The sequence below is a fragment of the Streptomyces sp. 840.1 genome (assembly GCF_003751445.1).
Lineage (GTDB): Bacteria > Actinomycetota > Actinomycetes > Streptomycetales > Streptomycetaceae > Streptomyces.
This window is the reverse complement of sequence record NZ_RJUU01000001.1, coordinates 3391727-3408148: the sequence shown is the minus strand read 5'-3', so window position 1 is coordinate 3408148 and position 16422 is coordinate 3391727. Positions and strand designations below refer to the sequence as shown.

Sequence of the window (16422 nt, the reverse complement as noted above, 5' to 3'; positions counted from 1 at the left end):
GTCACTGACTTGACGTCACGAGCCCATCACGATCATCGAGTTGGGCCCGATTCCGGTATTGCGGCACCCGAGTGCCGGGCGTAGGACTGTGCGCACACGACCAAGTGAAGAATGACCGGCACCGTCGGGAGTCCGGCGGTGCCGGTCGGTGCACGCGCACAGGAGAGACGGGGCAGGGATGCGCACAACGCTTCGGATTCGCAGGGCCGCCATGGTCTTCACAGCCATCGGAGCACTGGCACTCACCGGTTGCGGTGACGACGGTGACGGCGGAAAGGGCAAGGCCGACGGGGGCGGCTCCGAAGGCAGCAAGGACAGCACGTCGAGCGTCGCACTGCCGAAACTGAACGGCGAGAAGATCTCCGTCGCGGCGGTCTGGACGGGTCCGGAACAAGCCAACTTCGTCAAGGTCCTGAAGGAGTTCGAGAAGCGTACGGGAGCGACGGTCACCTTCGTCCCGGCGCAGGACCCCATCGTCAACTTCCTCGGTACGAAGATCGCGGGCGGCCAGCCGCCGGACGTCGCGATGATCCCGCAGGTCGGCGCGATCCAGCAGGCCGTCGCGAAGAAGTGGGCGAAGCCCGCCGGAGCCGAGGCCAAGGCCCAGCTGGCCAAGAACTACTCCAAGGTCTGGCAGGACCTGGGCGCGGTGGACGGCGCCCAGTACGGCGTGTACTTCAAGGCCGCCAACAAGTCGCTGGTCTGGTACAACGCCAAGGCCTTCGAGAACGCCGGGGCGTCCGAGCCGAAGACCTGGAAGGACTTCATGGCCACCGCCGAGACGGTGTCCGCCTCGGGCGTCACCCCCGTCTCGGTCGCCGGCGCGGACGGCTGGACGCTCACCGACTGGTTCGAGAACATCTACCTCTCCCAGGCGGGCCCGGAGAAGTACGACCAGCTGGCCCAGCACAAGATCAAGTGGACGGACCCGTCCGTCAAGGACGCGCTGACCACGCTCGGTCAGCTGTTCGGGAAGCCCGCCCTGATCGCGGGCGGCGCCGACGGCGCGCTCCAGACGGAGTTCCCGGCCTCGGTCACCCAGACCTTCACCGGCGGTGACCAGCCCAAGGGTGCGATGGTCTTCGAGGGCGACTTCGTCGGCGTCAACATCGCGCAGACCAAGGCCAAGATCGGTACGGACGCCAAGGTGTTCCCGTTCCCCGCGGTCGGCGCCGATTCGCCCGTGGTGACCGGCGGGGACGCGGCAGTCGCGCTCAAGGACAGCAAGGGCGCCCAGGCCCTGCTGACCTGGCTGGCCTCCGCCGACGCCGCGAAGATCGCGGCCGAGCAGGGCGGGTTCATCTCGCCCAACAAGACCCTGGACGTGGCCGCGTACCCCAACGAGGTGCAGCGCACGATGGCGAAGGCACTGATCGCGGCCGGTGACGCCGTCCGGTTCGACATGTCCGACCAGGCCCCGCAGTCGTTCGGCGGGACGCCCGGCAAGGGTGAGTGGAAGAGCCTCCAGGACTTCCTGAAGAACCCGAAGGACATCGCGGGGACCCAGGCCAAACTGGAGTCCGACGCGGCCAAGGCGTACAAGAGCTGACGGGATGACGACAGCCGCAGCGGGGGGCGCCGACAAGGCGCCCTCCGCCGACACCGGATCCCGCGGCGGGACCTCGGTACCCGCCCCCAGGAAGCCCGGCTCCGGGCAGCCGCCCGTACGCCGGGTGCCCGGCCGCAGAAGCGTGACCGGTACCCGAAGGGTCATCGCGGCGCTCTTTCTGCTGCCCGCGCTGGTGCTGCTCGGCGCGCTCGTGGTGTATCCGATCGTGTACTCCGTCTACCGGTCGTTCTTCGACCAGGCGGGGACCGGATTCGCCGGGCTCGACAACTACAAGGCCCTGTTCACCGACGACACCATCCTCACCGCGATCAAGAACAACGCGATCTGGGTCGTCCTCGCTCCGACCGTCTCCACGGTGCTCGGCCTGATCTTCGCCGTGCTGACCGAACGGATCCGCTGGGGCACGGCGTTCAAGCTGATCGTCTTCATGCCGATGGCGATCTCGATGCTCGCCGCGGGCATCATCTTCCGGCTGGTGTACGACCAGGCGCCGGAGCGCGGGGTCGCCAACGCCGTGGCGGTGGGCGTGCACGACACGTTCTCCGCCTCGACGGGGTTCCCCAAGGCGCATCCGCTGCCCGTCCACCCGCTGAAGGCGGCCGGCGGCGGTTCCTTCGTGACCAAGGCGCCGGTCCGGGCCGGGGAGCCGGTCCAGCTGCCCCTGGTCGGGGTGGCGCCCGCGAAGATGCCCGGCGACGCGAAGCCCGCCCGGACCCCCGCGAAGGCGGCCGACGGGAAGATCACCGGCACCGCCTGGCTGGACTTCACCAAGGGCGGCGGCGGCAAGCCCAACGTCATCGACCCCAAGGAGCTGGGGCTCAAGGGCATCAAGGTCGAGGCCGTCAGGGACGGCGACGTGGTCGCCTCGGCAACGGCCGGCGCCGACGGCACGTTCACCCTGCCCGCGGCGGCGGACGGCGCCGAACTCCGGCTCCCGGCCTCCAACTTCAGGGAGCCGTACAACGGCGTCGACTGGCTCGGACCGAGCCTGGTGACGCCCGGCATCATCGGCAGCTACGTCTGGATGTGGGCGGGCTTCGCCATGGTGCTGATCGCGGCCGGCCTGGCGGGCCTGCCGCGCGAACTCCTCGAAGCGGCCCGGGTCGACGGGGCGAACGAGTGGCAGGTGTTCCGCCGGATCACGGTGCCGATGCTCGCCCCGGTCCTCGCGGTGGTGCTGGTGACGCTGATGATCAACGTCCTGAAGGTCTTCGACCTGGTCTTCATCATCGCGCCCGGCTCCTCGCAGGACGACGCGAACGTGCTGGCGCTCCAGCTCTACCGGTCCTCGTTCGGCACGGACGCGGACCTCGGGATCGGCAGCGCCATCGCCGTACTCCTGCTGCTGCTGGTGGTCCCGGTGATGCTCTTCAACATCAGGCGGATACGGAAGGAGGGGCGCCGATGACGGCACCCACGGCCACGGCCCCGCCCGCCGGGGCGGGCGACGCCCCGGACACCGGCACGGCGAAGGGCGGACGGTCGCTCGGCGCCCGGATCGCGGCACGGGCCGGCGGCGGCGTGATGCGGGTCGTCCTGATCCTGGTGGCCCTGTTCTGGCTGATGCCCACCATCGGGCTGCTGCTGTCCTCGCTGCGCAGCGCGGACAAGATCGCGGCGACCGGCTGGTGGAAGGTCTTCACCGTCCCGTCCGAGCTGACCTTCGACAACTACCAGCGGCTGCTGGACAATTCGACGATCACCGATTCGCTGTTCAGCACCGTTATGATCACCGTCCCGTCGACCGTGCTGGTCGTGGTGATCGGCTCGCTGGCCGGATACGCCTTCGCCTGGATGGAGTTCCCGGGCCGCGACTGGTGGTTCCTGGTCGTGGTCGGGTTGTTGGTCGTCCCGGTGCAGGTGGCGCTGATCCCCGTCTCCAAACTCTTCGGGGCGGTCGGCATCTTCGAGACGACCTTCGGTGTGATCATCTTCCACACCGCCTTCGGACTGCCCTTCGCCATCTTCCTGTTGCGCAACTTCTTCGCGGAGATCCCGCGAGAACTGCTGGAGGCGGCGCGGCTCGACGGGGCGGGCGAGATCCGGCTCTTCACCCGGGTCGTGATGCCGCTGGGCGGTCCGGCGATCGCCTCGCTCGGCATCTTCCAGTTCCTCTGGGTGTGGAACGACATGCTGGTCGCGCTGATCTTCGCGGACTCCGGCTCGCCGCCGATCACGGTGGCACTCCAGCAGCAGGTAAGGCAGTTCGGCAACAACATCGACGTGCTGGCGCCCGGCGCCTTCGTCTCGATGGTGATTCCGCTCGCGGTGTTCTTCGCCTTCCAGCGCCAGTTCGTCTCCGGCGTCATGGCGGGTGCGGTCAAGTAGCCGCCGGGCGTGATCCACGCCCTCCCGGGGGTATGCGCGTCAACCTCCCGGGGGCAGTAAGCGCGTCAACGCGGGGCAGTCCGACCGGTCACCATGGACTGCCCCGTACGCACGCCCGGGGCGCCTGGGCCCACCCGCGGTTCCGTGGTCCACGGGGCGGCGACGCCGCGATTCCGCCGCCCCGTGCGCCGCAAGAGGTCCAAGGTTCACTTAAGGGTGTGCGTAGTATGATAAGTGGGGCCTTCATCTGGCCGCGCGGCCGAGCACCGCAGCCGCCCACCGGGACCAGACCCTCCCGCCTCCCCGCCATCGCACCGTTGCCAGCCCCCTGCCCGTCCTGCTGGGCGCTCCGCAGTAACCTGTTTGCGCCCCAGTACGCACAGTCCGAGAAAGAGTCTGTATGCCCCGGCTGAGTGTCATCATCCCCGTCCGCCGCGCCCGAGGAAGCCTGCGCGAGTGCCTGGAGTCGGTGCTCTCGCAGTCCTTCACGGACATCGAGGTGATCGGTGTGGATGACGGCGCTCCGGACGGCTCGGGACTCGTGCTGGACGAGTTCGCCGCACTCGACAGCCGGGTCCAGGCAATCCACCTGCCCGGCGGCTCGGGGGCCCACGGCCGGCGCAACGCGGGCGCCGAGCGGGCCACCGGCGACTACCTCCTGTTCCTGGAGGGTCACTACATCTACCTGCCGGACGCGCTGCGGGAGATCGTGGACCGGCTGGACTCCACCGGTGACCCCGACGTGCTGGTCTTCGGCCACCGCAAGCGCCCGTTCCGGGGCAAGACCCGGGCGACCCGGTCCCTGGAGCTGCTGAGCGGCATGCCTGCGGGCCCGCACACCCTGGCCGCGCGCAAGGACCTCCTGGACATCGCGCCCGTCTCCTGGAACCGGGCGGTCCGCCGTTCCGTCGCCGAGCGCGAGAGCCTGGCCTTTGGGCCCGGCCCGCACGGTGAGCGCATGTACGCGCTCCTGACGCTCGCCGTGGCCGGTTCCGTCGCCACGCTGGGCACCGCCTGTGTCGAGCACCGCCAGCAGCGCTACCTGCCCGGCCTCGCGGACGAGGGGGAGCCCACAGCCGGCTCGACGCCGCTGGAGCTGGTCGACGCCTACGCGGACCTGATGAAGGCCGTCGAGGCCCGCCCGGCCCTGAAGCCGGTGCGCGGGCTGCTCTTCGACCGCGCCGTCCAGGAGCTGCTGTCCGCGTACCCGGCGGTGACCAAGCGCCGCAGGCAGTACGTCAGCGCCGTCGCCGCGTTCCACAGCGCCCACCGCCCCGACGGGTTCAAGTTCCCCGGCGGCGCGAAGGGGCTCCGGCCGCAGCTGCTGAGCGGCGGGAAGTACGCCGCGCTCGGCGCCCTGGACACCGCGCTGGCCACCCGCCGGAGCCTGCGCTCCGCGCCCACCACCGCGCGGGCGAAGGCGAAGAAGTCGTTCACCGCGCGCTACTACAAGGCGCAGCGCAAGCTTCCGCTGGACCCGAAGCTCGCCGTCTACGCGGCCTACTGGAACCGCGGCGTGAGCTGCAACCCCGAGGCGATCTTCCGCAAGGCCCAGGAGCTGGCCCCCGATGTGCACGGGGTCTGGGTGGTGTCGAAGAACCAGGTGGACTCGCTGCCGAAGGGCATCGACTACGTGGTTCCGGGCACCCGCCGCTACTGGTCGGTGCTGGCCCGTGCCACGTACTTCTTCAACAACGTCAACTTCGCCGACCACCTGGTCAAGCGCCCCGGTCAGATCCATGTGATGACGCACCACGGCACCCCGCTCAAGATCATGGGGATGGACCAGCAGAACTACCCGGCCGCCGCCCAGGGGCTCAACTTCGACCGGCTGCTCAAGCGGGTCGACCGGTGGGACTGGAGCGTCTCCGCCAACCCGCACTCGACCGAGGTGTGGTCCCGCGCCTACCCGAGCGCCGCGCGCTCGCTGGAGACGGGCTACCCCCGCAACGACGTCTTCGCGACGGCGACGCAGGAGCAGATCGACACGATCCGCGAGGGCCTCGGCATCCGTCCGGGGCAGCGCGCCCTGCTGTACGCGCCCACCCACCGCGACTACGAGGCCGGCTTCACCAGCCGTCTCGACCTGGCGCGGTTCTGCGAGGCCGTGGGCCCGGACACCGTGGTGATGGTGCGCGCGCACTACTTCTACGGCGGCGCCGGTCTCCCGGAGAACGCGCAGATCATCGACGTCAGCGACCACCCGAGGATCGAGGACCTCTGCCTCGCGGCCGACGCCCTGGTCACGGACTACTCGTCGGTGATGTTCGACTACGCCCACCTGAACCGCCCGATCGTGGTGCACGCCCCGGACTGGGAGACGTACCGCACGGTCCGCGGCGTCGTCTTCGACCTGCTGTCCGGCAAGCCCGGCGAGACCCCGGGCGCCGTCGCGACGACCACGGACGAGCTGGCCCTCGCGTTCACCGACGGCAGCTGGAACAGCCCGGCGAACGAGGCGCTGCTGAAGGCGTTCCGGGAGCGGTTCTGCCCGTACGACGACGGCCGCGCCGCCGAGCGCGTGGTGCGCCGGGTGATCCTGGGCGAGGAGCCCCCGGCGGCCGAAGCCGCCTGACCCCGCCCTCGTACGGCGAAGGGCCCGCCACCGGAGCGTTCCGGAGGCGGGCCCTTCGCGTGGTGCGCGGGCTCAGCCCTGCTGGCCCGCCATGACGGTGGCGAGGCCGACGACCACGAGCAGCGAGCCGCCCCAGGTCCACATCGAGGTCCGCTCGTGCAGCACGGTCGCCCCGGCCAGCACGATCAGCAGGTAGCCGAGCGCGTTGAACGGGTACGCGATGGAGAGCGGCACCTTGGCCAGCGTGGACATCCAGGCGAGGGCGGAGACCGCGAAGATCACCAGCCCGACGACCACCCAGGGGCTGGTGGCGGCCCGCAGGGCGACGGAGCCGCCGTGCTGCCCGGCGGCGGCCGCGGCGCCCTTCATCCCGTGCTTGAGCATGATCTGGCCGCCCGCCGACGAGAACACGGCGAACAGCAGCAGCAGCAGACTGGGAACGGTCAAGACCTTGCTCCTGACGGGGGCGGCCGGGTTCTCGGACACGTGGGCCGGGGTGGGTGGGGGGACGGTCGCCTCAGACGCCGACCCGGTCGGCAGGGACGTACTGTCGGTTGAGGATGTCCTGTACATCGACGTGCTCTCCAGCGATGATCGTCTCGGCCGCATGCGGGGTGAGCAGTGCGACGTGCTGATAGCCGAACAGCGTCGGCCGGATCCGGGTCAGCAGCCTCGACAGCCCGCCGAGTACCGACGCGAGCGGGCCGCGCCCGAGCAGCGACCAGAACGGCGCCCCCGTCGAGGCGAGGTCCAGGACGTCGTAGCCCGCGTTGCGTACGGTGCGGCGCAGGCTGGCCCGGGTGAAGAAGCGCAGATGCGTTTCGTCGAGGATGCCCCGGCGGTCATAACCGAAGGCCCCGACCGCGACCCGCATCCGTGAGTACCAGTGGCTGAAGTTCGGCACGGACAGCAGCACCTGGCCGCCGGGCCGGAGCACGGTGGCGACCTCGCTGAGCACCCGCTCGGGGCGTGAGAGGTGCTCGATGACGTCCCCGGCGACGACGTAGTCGAAGTCCACGCCGACCTCGGGCGGCAGGCCCTCCTCCAGGTTGGCGAGGTGGAAGTAGGTGCACTTCTCGCGCACCCCGGGCACCTCGACGAAGTCCACCCCGGTCACCTCGTGGCCGAGTGCCTCCAGGCGTTCGGCGAACAGACCGCCGGAGCAGCCGAGGTCCAGGACCCGGCCGGGCGGCAGCTTGCGCATCTTCTCCAGGATGACCGCGTGCGAGGAGCCGTCGCCCTCCTTGAAGGCGTACTCGACGGGCTTCGGGATCCAGGCACAGGTGCCGAACCCCTTGACCGCCAGGCGGTATTCGATGACGTCCTTGACGACGTCCTTGGCGTACTTCATGCCGTTGACGTAGCAGATCTCGTCGCCGTAGTACGTGGGCACCGGGATCTCCTTGATCCGCATTCCCGCGTCGAGCAGCTGGACGATGATCTGGGTGTCGAAGTCGAAGGCGTCGGTGTTCCGGTCGACCGGCAGCTGCTTCAGCGCCTCGACGCTGTAGGCGCGGTACCCGGAGTGGAATTCGGTCAGCCGCGAACCGAGGAGGCCGTTCTCCAGCCGGGTGAGAACGCGGTTGCCGAGCCATTTGTAGAACGGCATACCGCCCTTGAGCGCCTGCCCGGACTTCATCATCCGGGACCCGAACACCGCCTCGCACTCGCCGCGTTCGATGGGCGCGACCATTTCGGGGAGCAGTTCCGGGGCGTACTGTCCGTCGCCGTGCAGGAGCACGATGATGTCCAGTCCGTGAGCGGCCGCCAGCGCGTATCCGGCTTTCTGGTTCCCGCCGTATCCGAGGTTCTTGGTGTGCCGCATCACCACGGTCCGCGGCATTCCCTCCGACTGCGACCAGCGGCAGCCGGCGGTGAAGGTCGCGTCGTGACTCGCGTCGTCGAGAATGAGAATCTCGTCGACCCGGGACCGGAAATCCTCCGGAATCCGGTCGAGGGTCTTCTCCAGCGTTGTCTCCGCGTTGTACGCGACCACCAGGATGCCGATCCTGGGACTCGGGCTTTCCTTCACGGGGGGTTCTCCAGTTGCGCTCGATGCTCGGTGCTGGGGTCGGGAACAGGTCAGTGGGGGTGCGGTCCGGGTACGCGCGGTCAGTTGACGGCGGAGCCGGAACACTGCGAGGTACGGGGGGCGGCGAGCCGGGAGGGCCCGGCGGGGGGCCCCGGGGGTGCGTCAGGACGGCTCGCGAGGATGCGGCGGACGCCGGTGGCGAGGCCGGCCGCGAGGACGATCCAGCCGACGGCGCCCAGCTCCAGGACCGGCTCGCTCCAGCGCACGGCGGAGCGCCCGCTGTAGCCGAGTACGGCCGTCAGCCCGACCACACAGCTGTACGCGAGCCCTTCCCAGAACCCGAGGACGAACGTTCCGGCGGCCGCCCAGGTCAGGTACTGGAGGGCGGAGGCGGTGGACAGGAGCAGCAGCAGGCCCAGCGTGACGGCGACGACGCCGGGCAGCTGCGCGGGCCGCAGCCACGCGAGCCAGACCCCGGCGGCCACGCAGACCAGCACGAAGAGGAAGTGGCCGCCGCCCTGCATGAACGTGATGACGGACTCCGGCAGCCCGAGTACGTCGGCGAACCGGACGAGCCCCCAGAGCCGGTAACTGCCGCCCGCGTACTCCAGGACGTTCTCCTCGAGGTGCTGCGGCACGGTCGCCAGGACCGGCCCCCAGACCAGTGCGAACAGTGCGCCGAAGCCGGCGGCGAAGCGGACCAGGGCGGGCCGGCCGCCGCGCAGCGCGGCGACGAACAGCGCCGGGATCACCACGACCGGAATGAACTTGACGCTGATCGAGAGCGCCGCGGCCACCCCGGCGGCCAGCGGCGACTTCCGGTCGGCCAGCAGATGCGCGGCGGCCAGGGCGAACACGATGGCGACGGCGTCGGTGTTGCCGTGATAGCCGGAGGTGGCGATCAGGACCGGGCTGACGGCGACTCCGACACCGCACAGCAGCGCCGTCCACTGGGTGGAGCGCCTGCGGACGATCTCGAAGACGAGAATCGCGCAGCAGAAATCGGCGAGGGAGGCGGGTGCCCGGATGAGGGTGGCGAAGGACATTCCGAGTTCGGAAAGGCCGTTCAGTCCGAGCAGCATCCAGCCGGCCAGTGGCGGGTGGTTGTAGACGGGAAGTCCGGGCAGCGGGTGTTCGTAGATCCGGACGGGCCCGTACACGGTGACCGCCTTGGCGAATCCCGCGAAGATCCGGACATCGGCCGGGCCCGGCGAATTCGCCGCGATGACCATGCGAGTCAGGAGGCCGGCGGCCGCGGCAATGAGCACAACGGCTCTTGCGCGTCGCACGTCCCAGGATTCGCACCGCATTCGGATACCCATGAAAGCAGAACGTAGCAACCCGGCGACGCTATGCAACGCACCGATGAGCACACTTTTCCGGCTCCCGGCCCGGATGTGCGGCGAGAAGGCGCAAACACCGAATGCGTCGAATCACTCGAACGGTTCACGCGGTTCGTACAGTCCGTACGTCAGTTTCCGTCCACCGCGGTGCCGCCCCGGGGTTCGTCACATGCCGGTGCCCGGCCGGTACGGGTACCGGCCGGGCACGGGTGCCCCTGCGGGGGCGGCGTTTCGCGCGGGGAGCGGGCTACAGCATCCGGTCGACCACCCGGGCGGTCGCGCGGCCGTCGTCGAGGTCGCAGAAGTCGCGCCGAAATGCCTCGTAGGCTTCCGCGTGTCCCGCGATGGCCCGGACCGGGTCGCGCAGGGCGTCGATCAGGTCGTCGGAGCCCGGGATCAGCGGGCCGGGGGCCCGCGTCTCGAAGTCGAAGCTGAATCCGCGCAGCGTGTCGCGGTAGTGCTCCAGGTCGTAGGTGTGGAACAGCATCGGGCGGCCGGTCTGGGCGAAGTCGAACATCAGCGAGGAGTAGTCGGTGACCAGCGCGTCGCTGATCAGCATCAGCTCGCCGACGTCCGGGTAGCGCGAGACGTCCCGGACGAATCCGGTGCCGCTGTCCGGCAGGCGGTCGGTGACCATGTAGTGACGGCGCACCAGCAGCACGGTGTCCGCGCCGAGTTCGCGTTCGGCGGCGGCCAGGTCGAGCTGGAGGCCGAGCGAGTAGCGCCCGCCGCCCAGCTGCTGGTCCTCGCGCCAGGTCGGCGCGTACAGCACGACCCGCTTGCCCTTGGGGATCCCGAGCCGCTCCCGTACCGTCTCGGCGACCTTCGTGCGGTCGGCGGCGTGGAAGAGGTCGTTACGGGGATAGCCGCACTCCAGGACCTCGCCCTCGAAGCCGAACGAGCGGCGCAGGACGGGGGTGGAGAAGGTGTTCGGGGAGACCAGGAAGCTCCACTGGCGGGCGCGTTCCCTGAGCGTGCCGATGTAGGCGGCGTTCGCCTGGGCCGTACCGGCGAGCTCCAGACCGATCCGCTTGAGCGGGGTGCCGTGCCAGGTCTGGACGACGGTCTGGTCCTCGCGCCGCACGAACCACTCGGGCAGCTGGGTGTTGGTGACGACGTACCGGCTGCGGGCCAGCGCCTCGTGCCAGGCGGCCGAGCCGTGCTCCACGGCGGTGGCGCCCGCGGGGATGACGGCCTGCTGGTCGCGCACCACCCACAGGTGTTCCAGCTCGGTGCCCCTGGAGACCAGTTCCTCGTAGACCGCGCGCGGCGAGTCGGAGAACTGGCGGCCGTCGAAGGTGCTGTAGAGCGCTGCCTGACGCAGCGGCGCGGTGCGCTGTACGGCGTAGGCGTCGCTCAGCCGCTTCTTGGCGCGCAGACCGCGCTCGGAGGCGGTGAGCACCGGGGCGGAGACGACCAGGAGCTGGTCGCCGAAGCGCCGCGCGATGGTGTAGTCGCGGCCGGTGAGGGTGCGGGTGGCGGGCAGGGTGCGGAAGGCGGAGGCGGGGATGCGCAGCGCGGTGTCGCCGCTCTCGTCGCCCGCGCCCTTCTCGCGGAAGAAGAAGTACCAGTTGCCCTCGCCCAGCGGGAGCGGGCCACCGGGTCCCTCGACGGCGTCGGGGCGCAGTGCGGCGCGGAAGCGCCGGGCGTCGTCGTCGCCGGAGAACTCGACCGGGAAGGTCGTCTCCTCGCGGTGGGCGCTGTTCTGGACCACCAGCTCGACGGGGTGTTCGGGGTCCTCGGGGTAGCTGCCCTCCAGGAAGAGCTGTCCGTCGTCGGTCCAGCCCGCCAGCTCGACGAAGGGCTGCACGGTGCGGTCGCCGATCAGCAGGTTCCCGCGTGCGCTCGTGACGAAGGCGAGCTCGCGGCGCACGCCGGCCTCGCCGTCACCGAGCGGGTAGCGGCCGGGCAGCACCGGGCCGGGCACGTCGATCGGCGTCCTCTGGTCGTTGGGGCCGACGAGGTGGACGCTGTAGCCGAGGCTCTTCGGCGTGTCGTCGGCCGGGCGGGCCTCGGTAAGGGCCGCGAGCGGGAGTTCGGCGGTGAAACGGCGCCACCCCGCCGCCGAGGACTCGGTGCCCCCGCCGACCGTGACGGGGACGTCGTAGGCGGCGCCGGTGGCCTTGTGGGTGAGGCCGAGCCGCAGTTCGTCCTTGGCGAGGCGGTCGCGCACCATGCCGGACACCACGACGGTGCCGGCGGTGTCGCCCGCGCGGTGGGTCTCGAACCGGGCGTCGATCCGCTCGGCGTGCAGCACCAGCTTGTCGCCGTCGAAGGCCGGGGCGATGCGGTGGTCCCCGTCCGGCCGGTAGACGGGCGGCGCCACGGTGGCCTCGCGCACGGAGGGGAAGGAGCGGCGCAGCAGGCCGTTCCTGGCGATGCCGATCTCCAGGTTCCAGCTGCGCTGCTTGGGGGTGCCGTCGGCGGCGATGCGGAGCTTCGCCGGGTCGATGACCGCCTCGAAGCCCGCCCGGTCGTAGTCGTGCAGGCTCTGGCGGGAGCGCGCGGTGGCCTCCGGCTCGTCGGTCCTGCGCAGCCGCAGCGGCACCACGTGGCGCCGGCCGGCCCGCAGCCAGCCGATCCGGAGCTCGCTCGGGCCCGAACTCACGGGCAGGTTACGGATGTAGGCGTATCCCGTGAGGTGTAGCTTGCCGTCGCGCCACTGCGCGTCCCGCAGCCGGGCGGCGAGCGGGAGGTCGCGGTCGGCCACGCGCAGCACCTGGGCCGGGACCGGCTGCTTCAGCACCGGGTACCCGGCCTGCCGGCGGCGCACGCCGCGTACGGCGAACGCGCCGGGCTCGCGCTTGTCGTAGGCGAGGAGCGCGAGCAGTTCCGCCATGCGGTGTTCGCGCACCAGGTACCACATCAGGCGCAGCCGCAGCGGGAGTCCGTCCAGGACCTTCGGGTCGACCTGGTCGATGAACGCGTTGCAGTGCGTCAGGAAGGCCTCGCGGTACTCCTCGTCGCCGTCGGGGAGCACCTCCATGAAGTACCAGAGGTCGTTGGCGAGGGCGTGCGCCTCGTAGTGGTTCTTGTCGGCGGCCGGGCGGTTCTCCGCGAGGAAGGTGGAGACCCCCTGTACGTGCGCGACCCGGTCGCGGACGCCGCGCACGACGGCCCGGCTGGTGGTGATCGACCCCGGCCGGTCCCGCCAGTGGTAGACGGGGTCCTTCACGATGTCGACGGAACCGGCCAGGAAGTGGGCCGGCAGCACGACGGGGATGTCCTCGTAGAGCGCGCCGACCGGGAAGGCGAACTCGTGCTTGTCCCAGAAGGAGCGGCGGAAGACCTTGTTGCAGGCGATCCGGTCCCCGAGGAGCTCCAGGTCGCGGGAGACGTGGGTGCGCATCCGGGTCGTCGCCATCGGCTTGCGGAACATCGGCGACTGCTGGAGCTTGCCGCCGGCGCGCAGCCGCAGCACGTTGCCGGACGCGAGGTCGGAGCCGGTCTCCTCCAGCGCTCCGACGAGCAGTTCGTACGCGTTCGGCGGGATGATGTCGTCGCTGTCGACGAAGGCCAGGTAGCGGCTCTCCGGATCGCAGTTGCGGACACCGGTGTTACGGGCGTGCCCCAGCCCGCCGTTCTGCTGGCTCACCAGCCGGAAGCGGTCGTCCTGCGCGGCGAACTCCGCGGCCAGCGCCGCACTGCCGTCGGTGGACCCGTCATCGACCATCACCACCTCGAGGTCGGTCATGGTCTGCTCCGCGAGGGACTTCAGACAGTCCGTCAGGAAGAGTTCCACGTTGTAGACGGGGACAACGACACTGAGCCGTGGCGGCATGTTGAGCACGTCCGTTCATCGGGGGCCTGGCTGTCCGTATGGCTCAACCGTGAATACGGTCGGGGGTCACCGGTTACGGTCCCGAACGAGTGACTACGCCTGCCCCGTGCTCACCCCGTGGGCAACGCCGCTCGGAGGGGGTGACGGCAGTGCCTGGGGCTTCGCCCGGACGGTCCTGGCGCACGCTCGGCGCATGCTCCGGACGGCCCGGTGGGCGGCCCGCCGACCACAGTAGCGGATGCCCGGGGACCCCCGAAAAACGCGCTCGGACGCCTCTGTGCGGGACATCACCCCGGTGTACGGAATCGGCCGGGGGCGCGCGCTCAGCGGGTGAGCGCCGCCACGGCCGAGGCCGCCAGGTCGTCCAGGTACCCCGGCGGCAGCTCGCCCCGGACCACCGCGAGGCGCCAGTAGAGCGGGCCGACGATCAGGTCGAGGGCGCGGTCGGGGTCGCTGCCCTCCGGCAGTTCCCCGCGCGCCACGGCGTCCCGTACGACGACGGCGGCGATGCCCAGCTGCGGGTCCAGGAGCGCGGCCTTGATGGTGTCGGAGATCTCCGGGTTCCGGGCCGCCTCGACGAGCAGGTCCGGGATGACCTGGGAGGCGAGCGGGTGGCGCAGGGCGTAGGCGGCCAGTTCGAGCACGGCGCGCACGTCTCCGTACAGCGAGCCGGTGGCCGGGGCGGGCATGCCCTGCACGGCGACGGCGGAGACCAGGTCGAGGACCAGGTGCAGCTTGGACTTCCAGCGACGGTAGACCGCGGTCTTGCCGACGCCGGCGCGGCGGGCGATGCCCTCGATGGACATCCGGGCGAAGCCGACCGAGGCCAGCTCCTCGAAGACCGCGCTGCGGATCGCATCGGTGACGTCCTCGCGCAGCACGGCGGCTCCGGCGGGGGCACGGCGGCGGCTTCCGGGGTCGGTGGTCATGGCCAGAATCATAGACCGTCACGACGAAACGGTTGCGTTGCGACGTACTGACGTCCTACCCTCGGCGTTGCGACGATACGGTCCCGTCCCGTCGCTCGTGTGTGTTCCCGCCCCTCGACGAAAGCGATCGTGGTGAGCCAGACAACAGCCCCGGCGGCCCCGGCGACGACGGTGGTCACCCCGCCGGCCACGTCCCCTCCCGTGTACGCGCCGGGAGAGCTCGCAGCCCTGGCCGCCCGGCACGGGCTGACCGTGAGCGGGGCCCGGCCGGCCCTTCCCGCGTACGTACGACAGCTGTGGGGGCGGCGGCACTTCATCACGGCGTTCGCCACCGCCAAGCTGACCGCCCAGTACAGCCAGGCGAAGCTCGGCCAGATCTGGCAGATCATGACCCCGCTGCTCAACGCGACGGTCTACTACTTCATCTTCGGCGTCCTGATGAAGACGAAGCACGGCGTCCCGGACTACGTACCGTTCCTGGTCACCGGCGTCTTCATCTGGACCTTCACCAGCAGCTCGATCACCGCGGGCACCCGCGCGATCAGCGGCAACATCGGGCTCGTACGTGCCCTGCACTTCCCGCGCGCCTCACTGCCGGTCGCACTGGCCCTGCAACAGCTCCAGCAGCTGGTCTTCTCACTGGGCGCGCTGGTGGTGATCCTCCTGGTGTTCGGCCAGTACCCGCAGCCCTCCTGGCTGCTGGCCCTGCCGGCCCTGGCCCTGCAGGCCGTCTTCAACACCGGCATCTCGATGGTCATGGCCCGCCTCGCCGCGCGCACCCCGGACATCGCCCAGCTGACCCCGTTCATCCTGCGCACCTGGATGTACGCGTCGGGCGTCATGTGGAGCATCGGCACGATGCTCCAGGGCGACCGGGTGCCGCACGCGGTGAAGCTGGCGCTGGAGATCAATCCGGCCGCCGTCTTCATCGACCTGATGCGGTTCGCCCTCATCGACAGCTTCGACGGCGGACAGCTGCCCCCGCACGTGTGGCTCATCGCCACCGGCTGGGCACTGGTGTGCGGCGTCGGCGGATTCATCTACTTCTGGCAGGCCGAGGAGAGTTACGGACGTGGCTGACAGCACTTCGCCCGGAGTACCGACGGTCGTCGTCGACGACGTCCACATCACGTACAAGGTCAACGGCGCCCGCGCCGGCAAGGGCAGCGCCACCTCCGCCCTCAGCCGGCTCGCCTCGCGCCGGCAGTCCCCCGGGGTGCGGGAGGTGCACGCCGTGAAGGGGGTCAGCTTCGCCGCGTACAAGGGGGAGGCGATCGGGCTGATCGGCTCCAACGGCTCGGGGAAGTCGACGCTGCTGAAGGCCATCGCCGGTCTGCTGCCCGCCACCAGGGGACGCGTCCACACGCAGGGCCAGCCCTCGCTGCTCGGGGTGAACGCCGCGCTCATGAGCGATCTGACCGGCGAGCGCAACGTCGTGCTCGGCGGCCTCGCGATGGGCATGACCCGCGCCGAGATCCGCGAGCGCTACGAGGAGATCGTCGAGTTCTCCGGCATCAACGAGAAGGGCGACTTCATCACCCTGCCGATGCGCACCTACTCCTCCGGCATGGGCGCCCGGCTGCGCTTCTCGATCGCCGCCGCCAAGAACCACGACGTCCTGCTGATCGACGAGGCGCTGTCCACCGGCGACGCCAAGTTCCAGCGCCGTAGCAAGGACCGGATCATCGAACTGCGCGAGCAGGCCGGCACGGTCTTCCTGGTCAGCCACCACAACAAGTCGATCACCGAGACCTGTGACCGGGCGATCTGGCTGGAGGCGGGCACGCTGCGGATGGACGGCCCGGCGAAGGAAGTGGTCGCGGCCTACGAGAAGTTCACCAAGAAGAAGTAACCGGAAGAAGCA

General features: G+C 70.3%; 11 protein-coding genes. 6 read left to right on the top strand and 5 right to left on the bottom strand.

The window, feature by feature from the left end; all coding sequences use genetic code 11:
* The first annotated feature begins 178 nt into the window (after nucleotides 1-178).
* The 4 genes from EDD93_RS15545 (at nucleotide 179) to EDD93_RS15530 (ending at nucleotide 6473) form a co-directional block, all read left to right on the top strand.
* Nucleotides 179-1549: an ABC transporter substrate-binding protein gene (locus tag EDD93_RS15545; RefSeq protein WP_185092330.1), complete on the top strand. Its 1371-nt coding sequence runs from the start codon at nucleotides 179-181 to the stop codon at nucleotides 1547-1549.
* A gap of 4 nt (nucleotides 1550-1553) precedes the next feature.
* The gene (locus tag EDD93_RS15540; protein ID WP_123525707.1) at nucleotides 1554-2978 is read left to right on the top strand and encodes a carbohydrate ABC transporter permease; all 1425 of its coding nucleotides are present in this window, start codon (nucleotides 1554-1556) and stop codon (nucleotides 2976-2978) included.
* Nucleotides 2975-3898: a carbohydrate ABC transporter permease gene (locus EDD93_RS15535; protein ID WP_123525706.1), complete on the top strand. Its 924-nt coding sequence runs from the start codon at nucleotides 2975-2977 to the stop codon at nucleotides 3896-3898. The genes EDD93_RS15540 and EDD93_RS15535 overlap by 4 nt, the downstream gene beginning before the upstream one ends.
* Nucleotides 3899-4298: 400 nt before the next feature.
* A complete protein-coding gene (locus EDD93_RS15530; protein ID WP_123525705.1) occupies nucleotides 4299-6473 on the top strand; it encodes a bifunctional glycosyltransferase family 2 protein/CDP-glycerol:glycerophosphate glycerophosphotransferase in 2175 nt (724 codons plus the stop codon).
* 72 nt (nucleotides 6474-6545) lie between these two features.
* On the opposite strand, the gene EDD93_RS15525 is transcribed toward EDD93_RS15530, so the two are convergent.
* The 5 genes from EDD93_RS15525 to EDD93_RS15505 all read right to left on the bottom strand — a co-directional run bounded on the left by EDD93_RS15525 (nucleotide 6546) and on the right by EDD93_RS15505 (nucleotide 14570).
* Complete coding sequence (locus tag EDD93_RS15525; protein WP_260255745.1) at nucleotides 6546-6920, bottom strand: hypothetical protein; 375 nt, start codon at nucleotides 6918-6920, stop codon at nucleotides 6546-6548.
* Between the two features lie 70 nt (nucleotides 6921-6990).
* Entirely contained in the window at nucleotides 6991-8505 is a 1515-nt protein-coding gene (locus EDD93_RS15520; protein ID WP_123525704.1) for a bifunctional glycosyltransferase/class I SAM-dependent methyltransferase, read from the bottom strand.
* A gap of 80 nt (nucleotides 8506-8585) precedes the next feature.
* Nucleotides 8586-9773: a glycosyltransferase family 39 protein gene (locus EDD93_RS15515; RefSeq protein WP_260255744.1), complete on the bottom strand. Its 1188-nt coding sequence runs from the start codon at nucleotides 9771-9773 to the stop codon at nucleotides 8586-8588.
* A gap of 322 nt (nucleotides 9774-10095) precedes the next feature.
* A complete protein-coding gene (locus EDD93_RS15510; RefSeq protein WP_260255743.1) occupies nucleotides 10096-13629 on the bottom strand; it encodes a bifunctional glycosyltransferase family 2 protein/CDP-glycerol:glycerophosphate glycerophosphotransferase in 3534 nt (1177 codons plus the stop codon).
* Nucleotides 13630-13952: 323 nt separating this feature from the next.
* Nucleotides 13953-14570, bottom strand: coding sequence for a TetR/AcrR family transcriptional regulator (locus EDD93_RS15505; protein WP_123525701.1), 618 nt, complete (start codon nucleotides 14568-14570; stop codon nucleotides 13953-13955).
* A 117-nt stretch (nucleotides 14571-14687) separates the two neighbouring features.
* On the opposite strand from EDD93_RS15505, the gene EDD93_RS15500 reads away from it, so the two are divergent.
* Both EDD93_RS15500 and EDD93_RS15495 read left to right on the top strand, forming a co-directional pair.
* Entirely contained in the window at nucleotides 14688-15638 is a 951-nt protein-coding gene (locus tag EDD93_RS15500) for an ABC transporter permease (RefSeq protein WP_398903771.1), read from the top strand.
* A complete protein-coding gene (locus tag EDD93_RS15495; protein WP_123525699.1) occupies nucleotides 15631-16410 on the top strand; it encodes an ABC transporter ATP-binding protein in 780 nt (259 codons plus the stop codon). Before EDD93_RS15500 ends, EDD93_RS15495 begins: the two co-directional genes overlap by 8 nt.
* Nucleotides 16411-16422 lie beyond the last annotated feature (12 nt).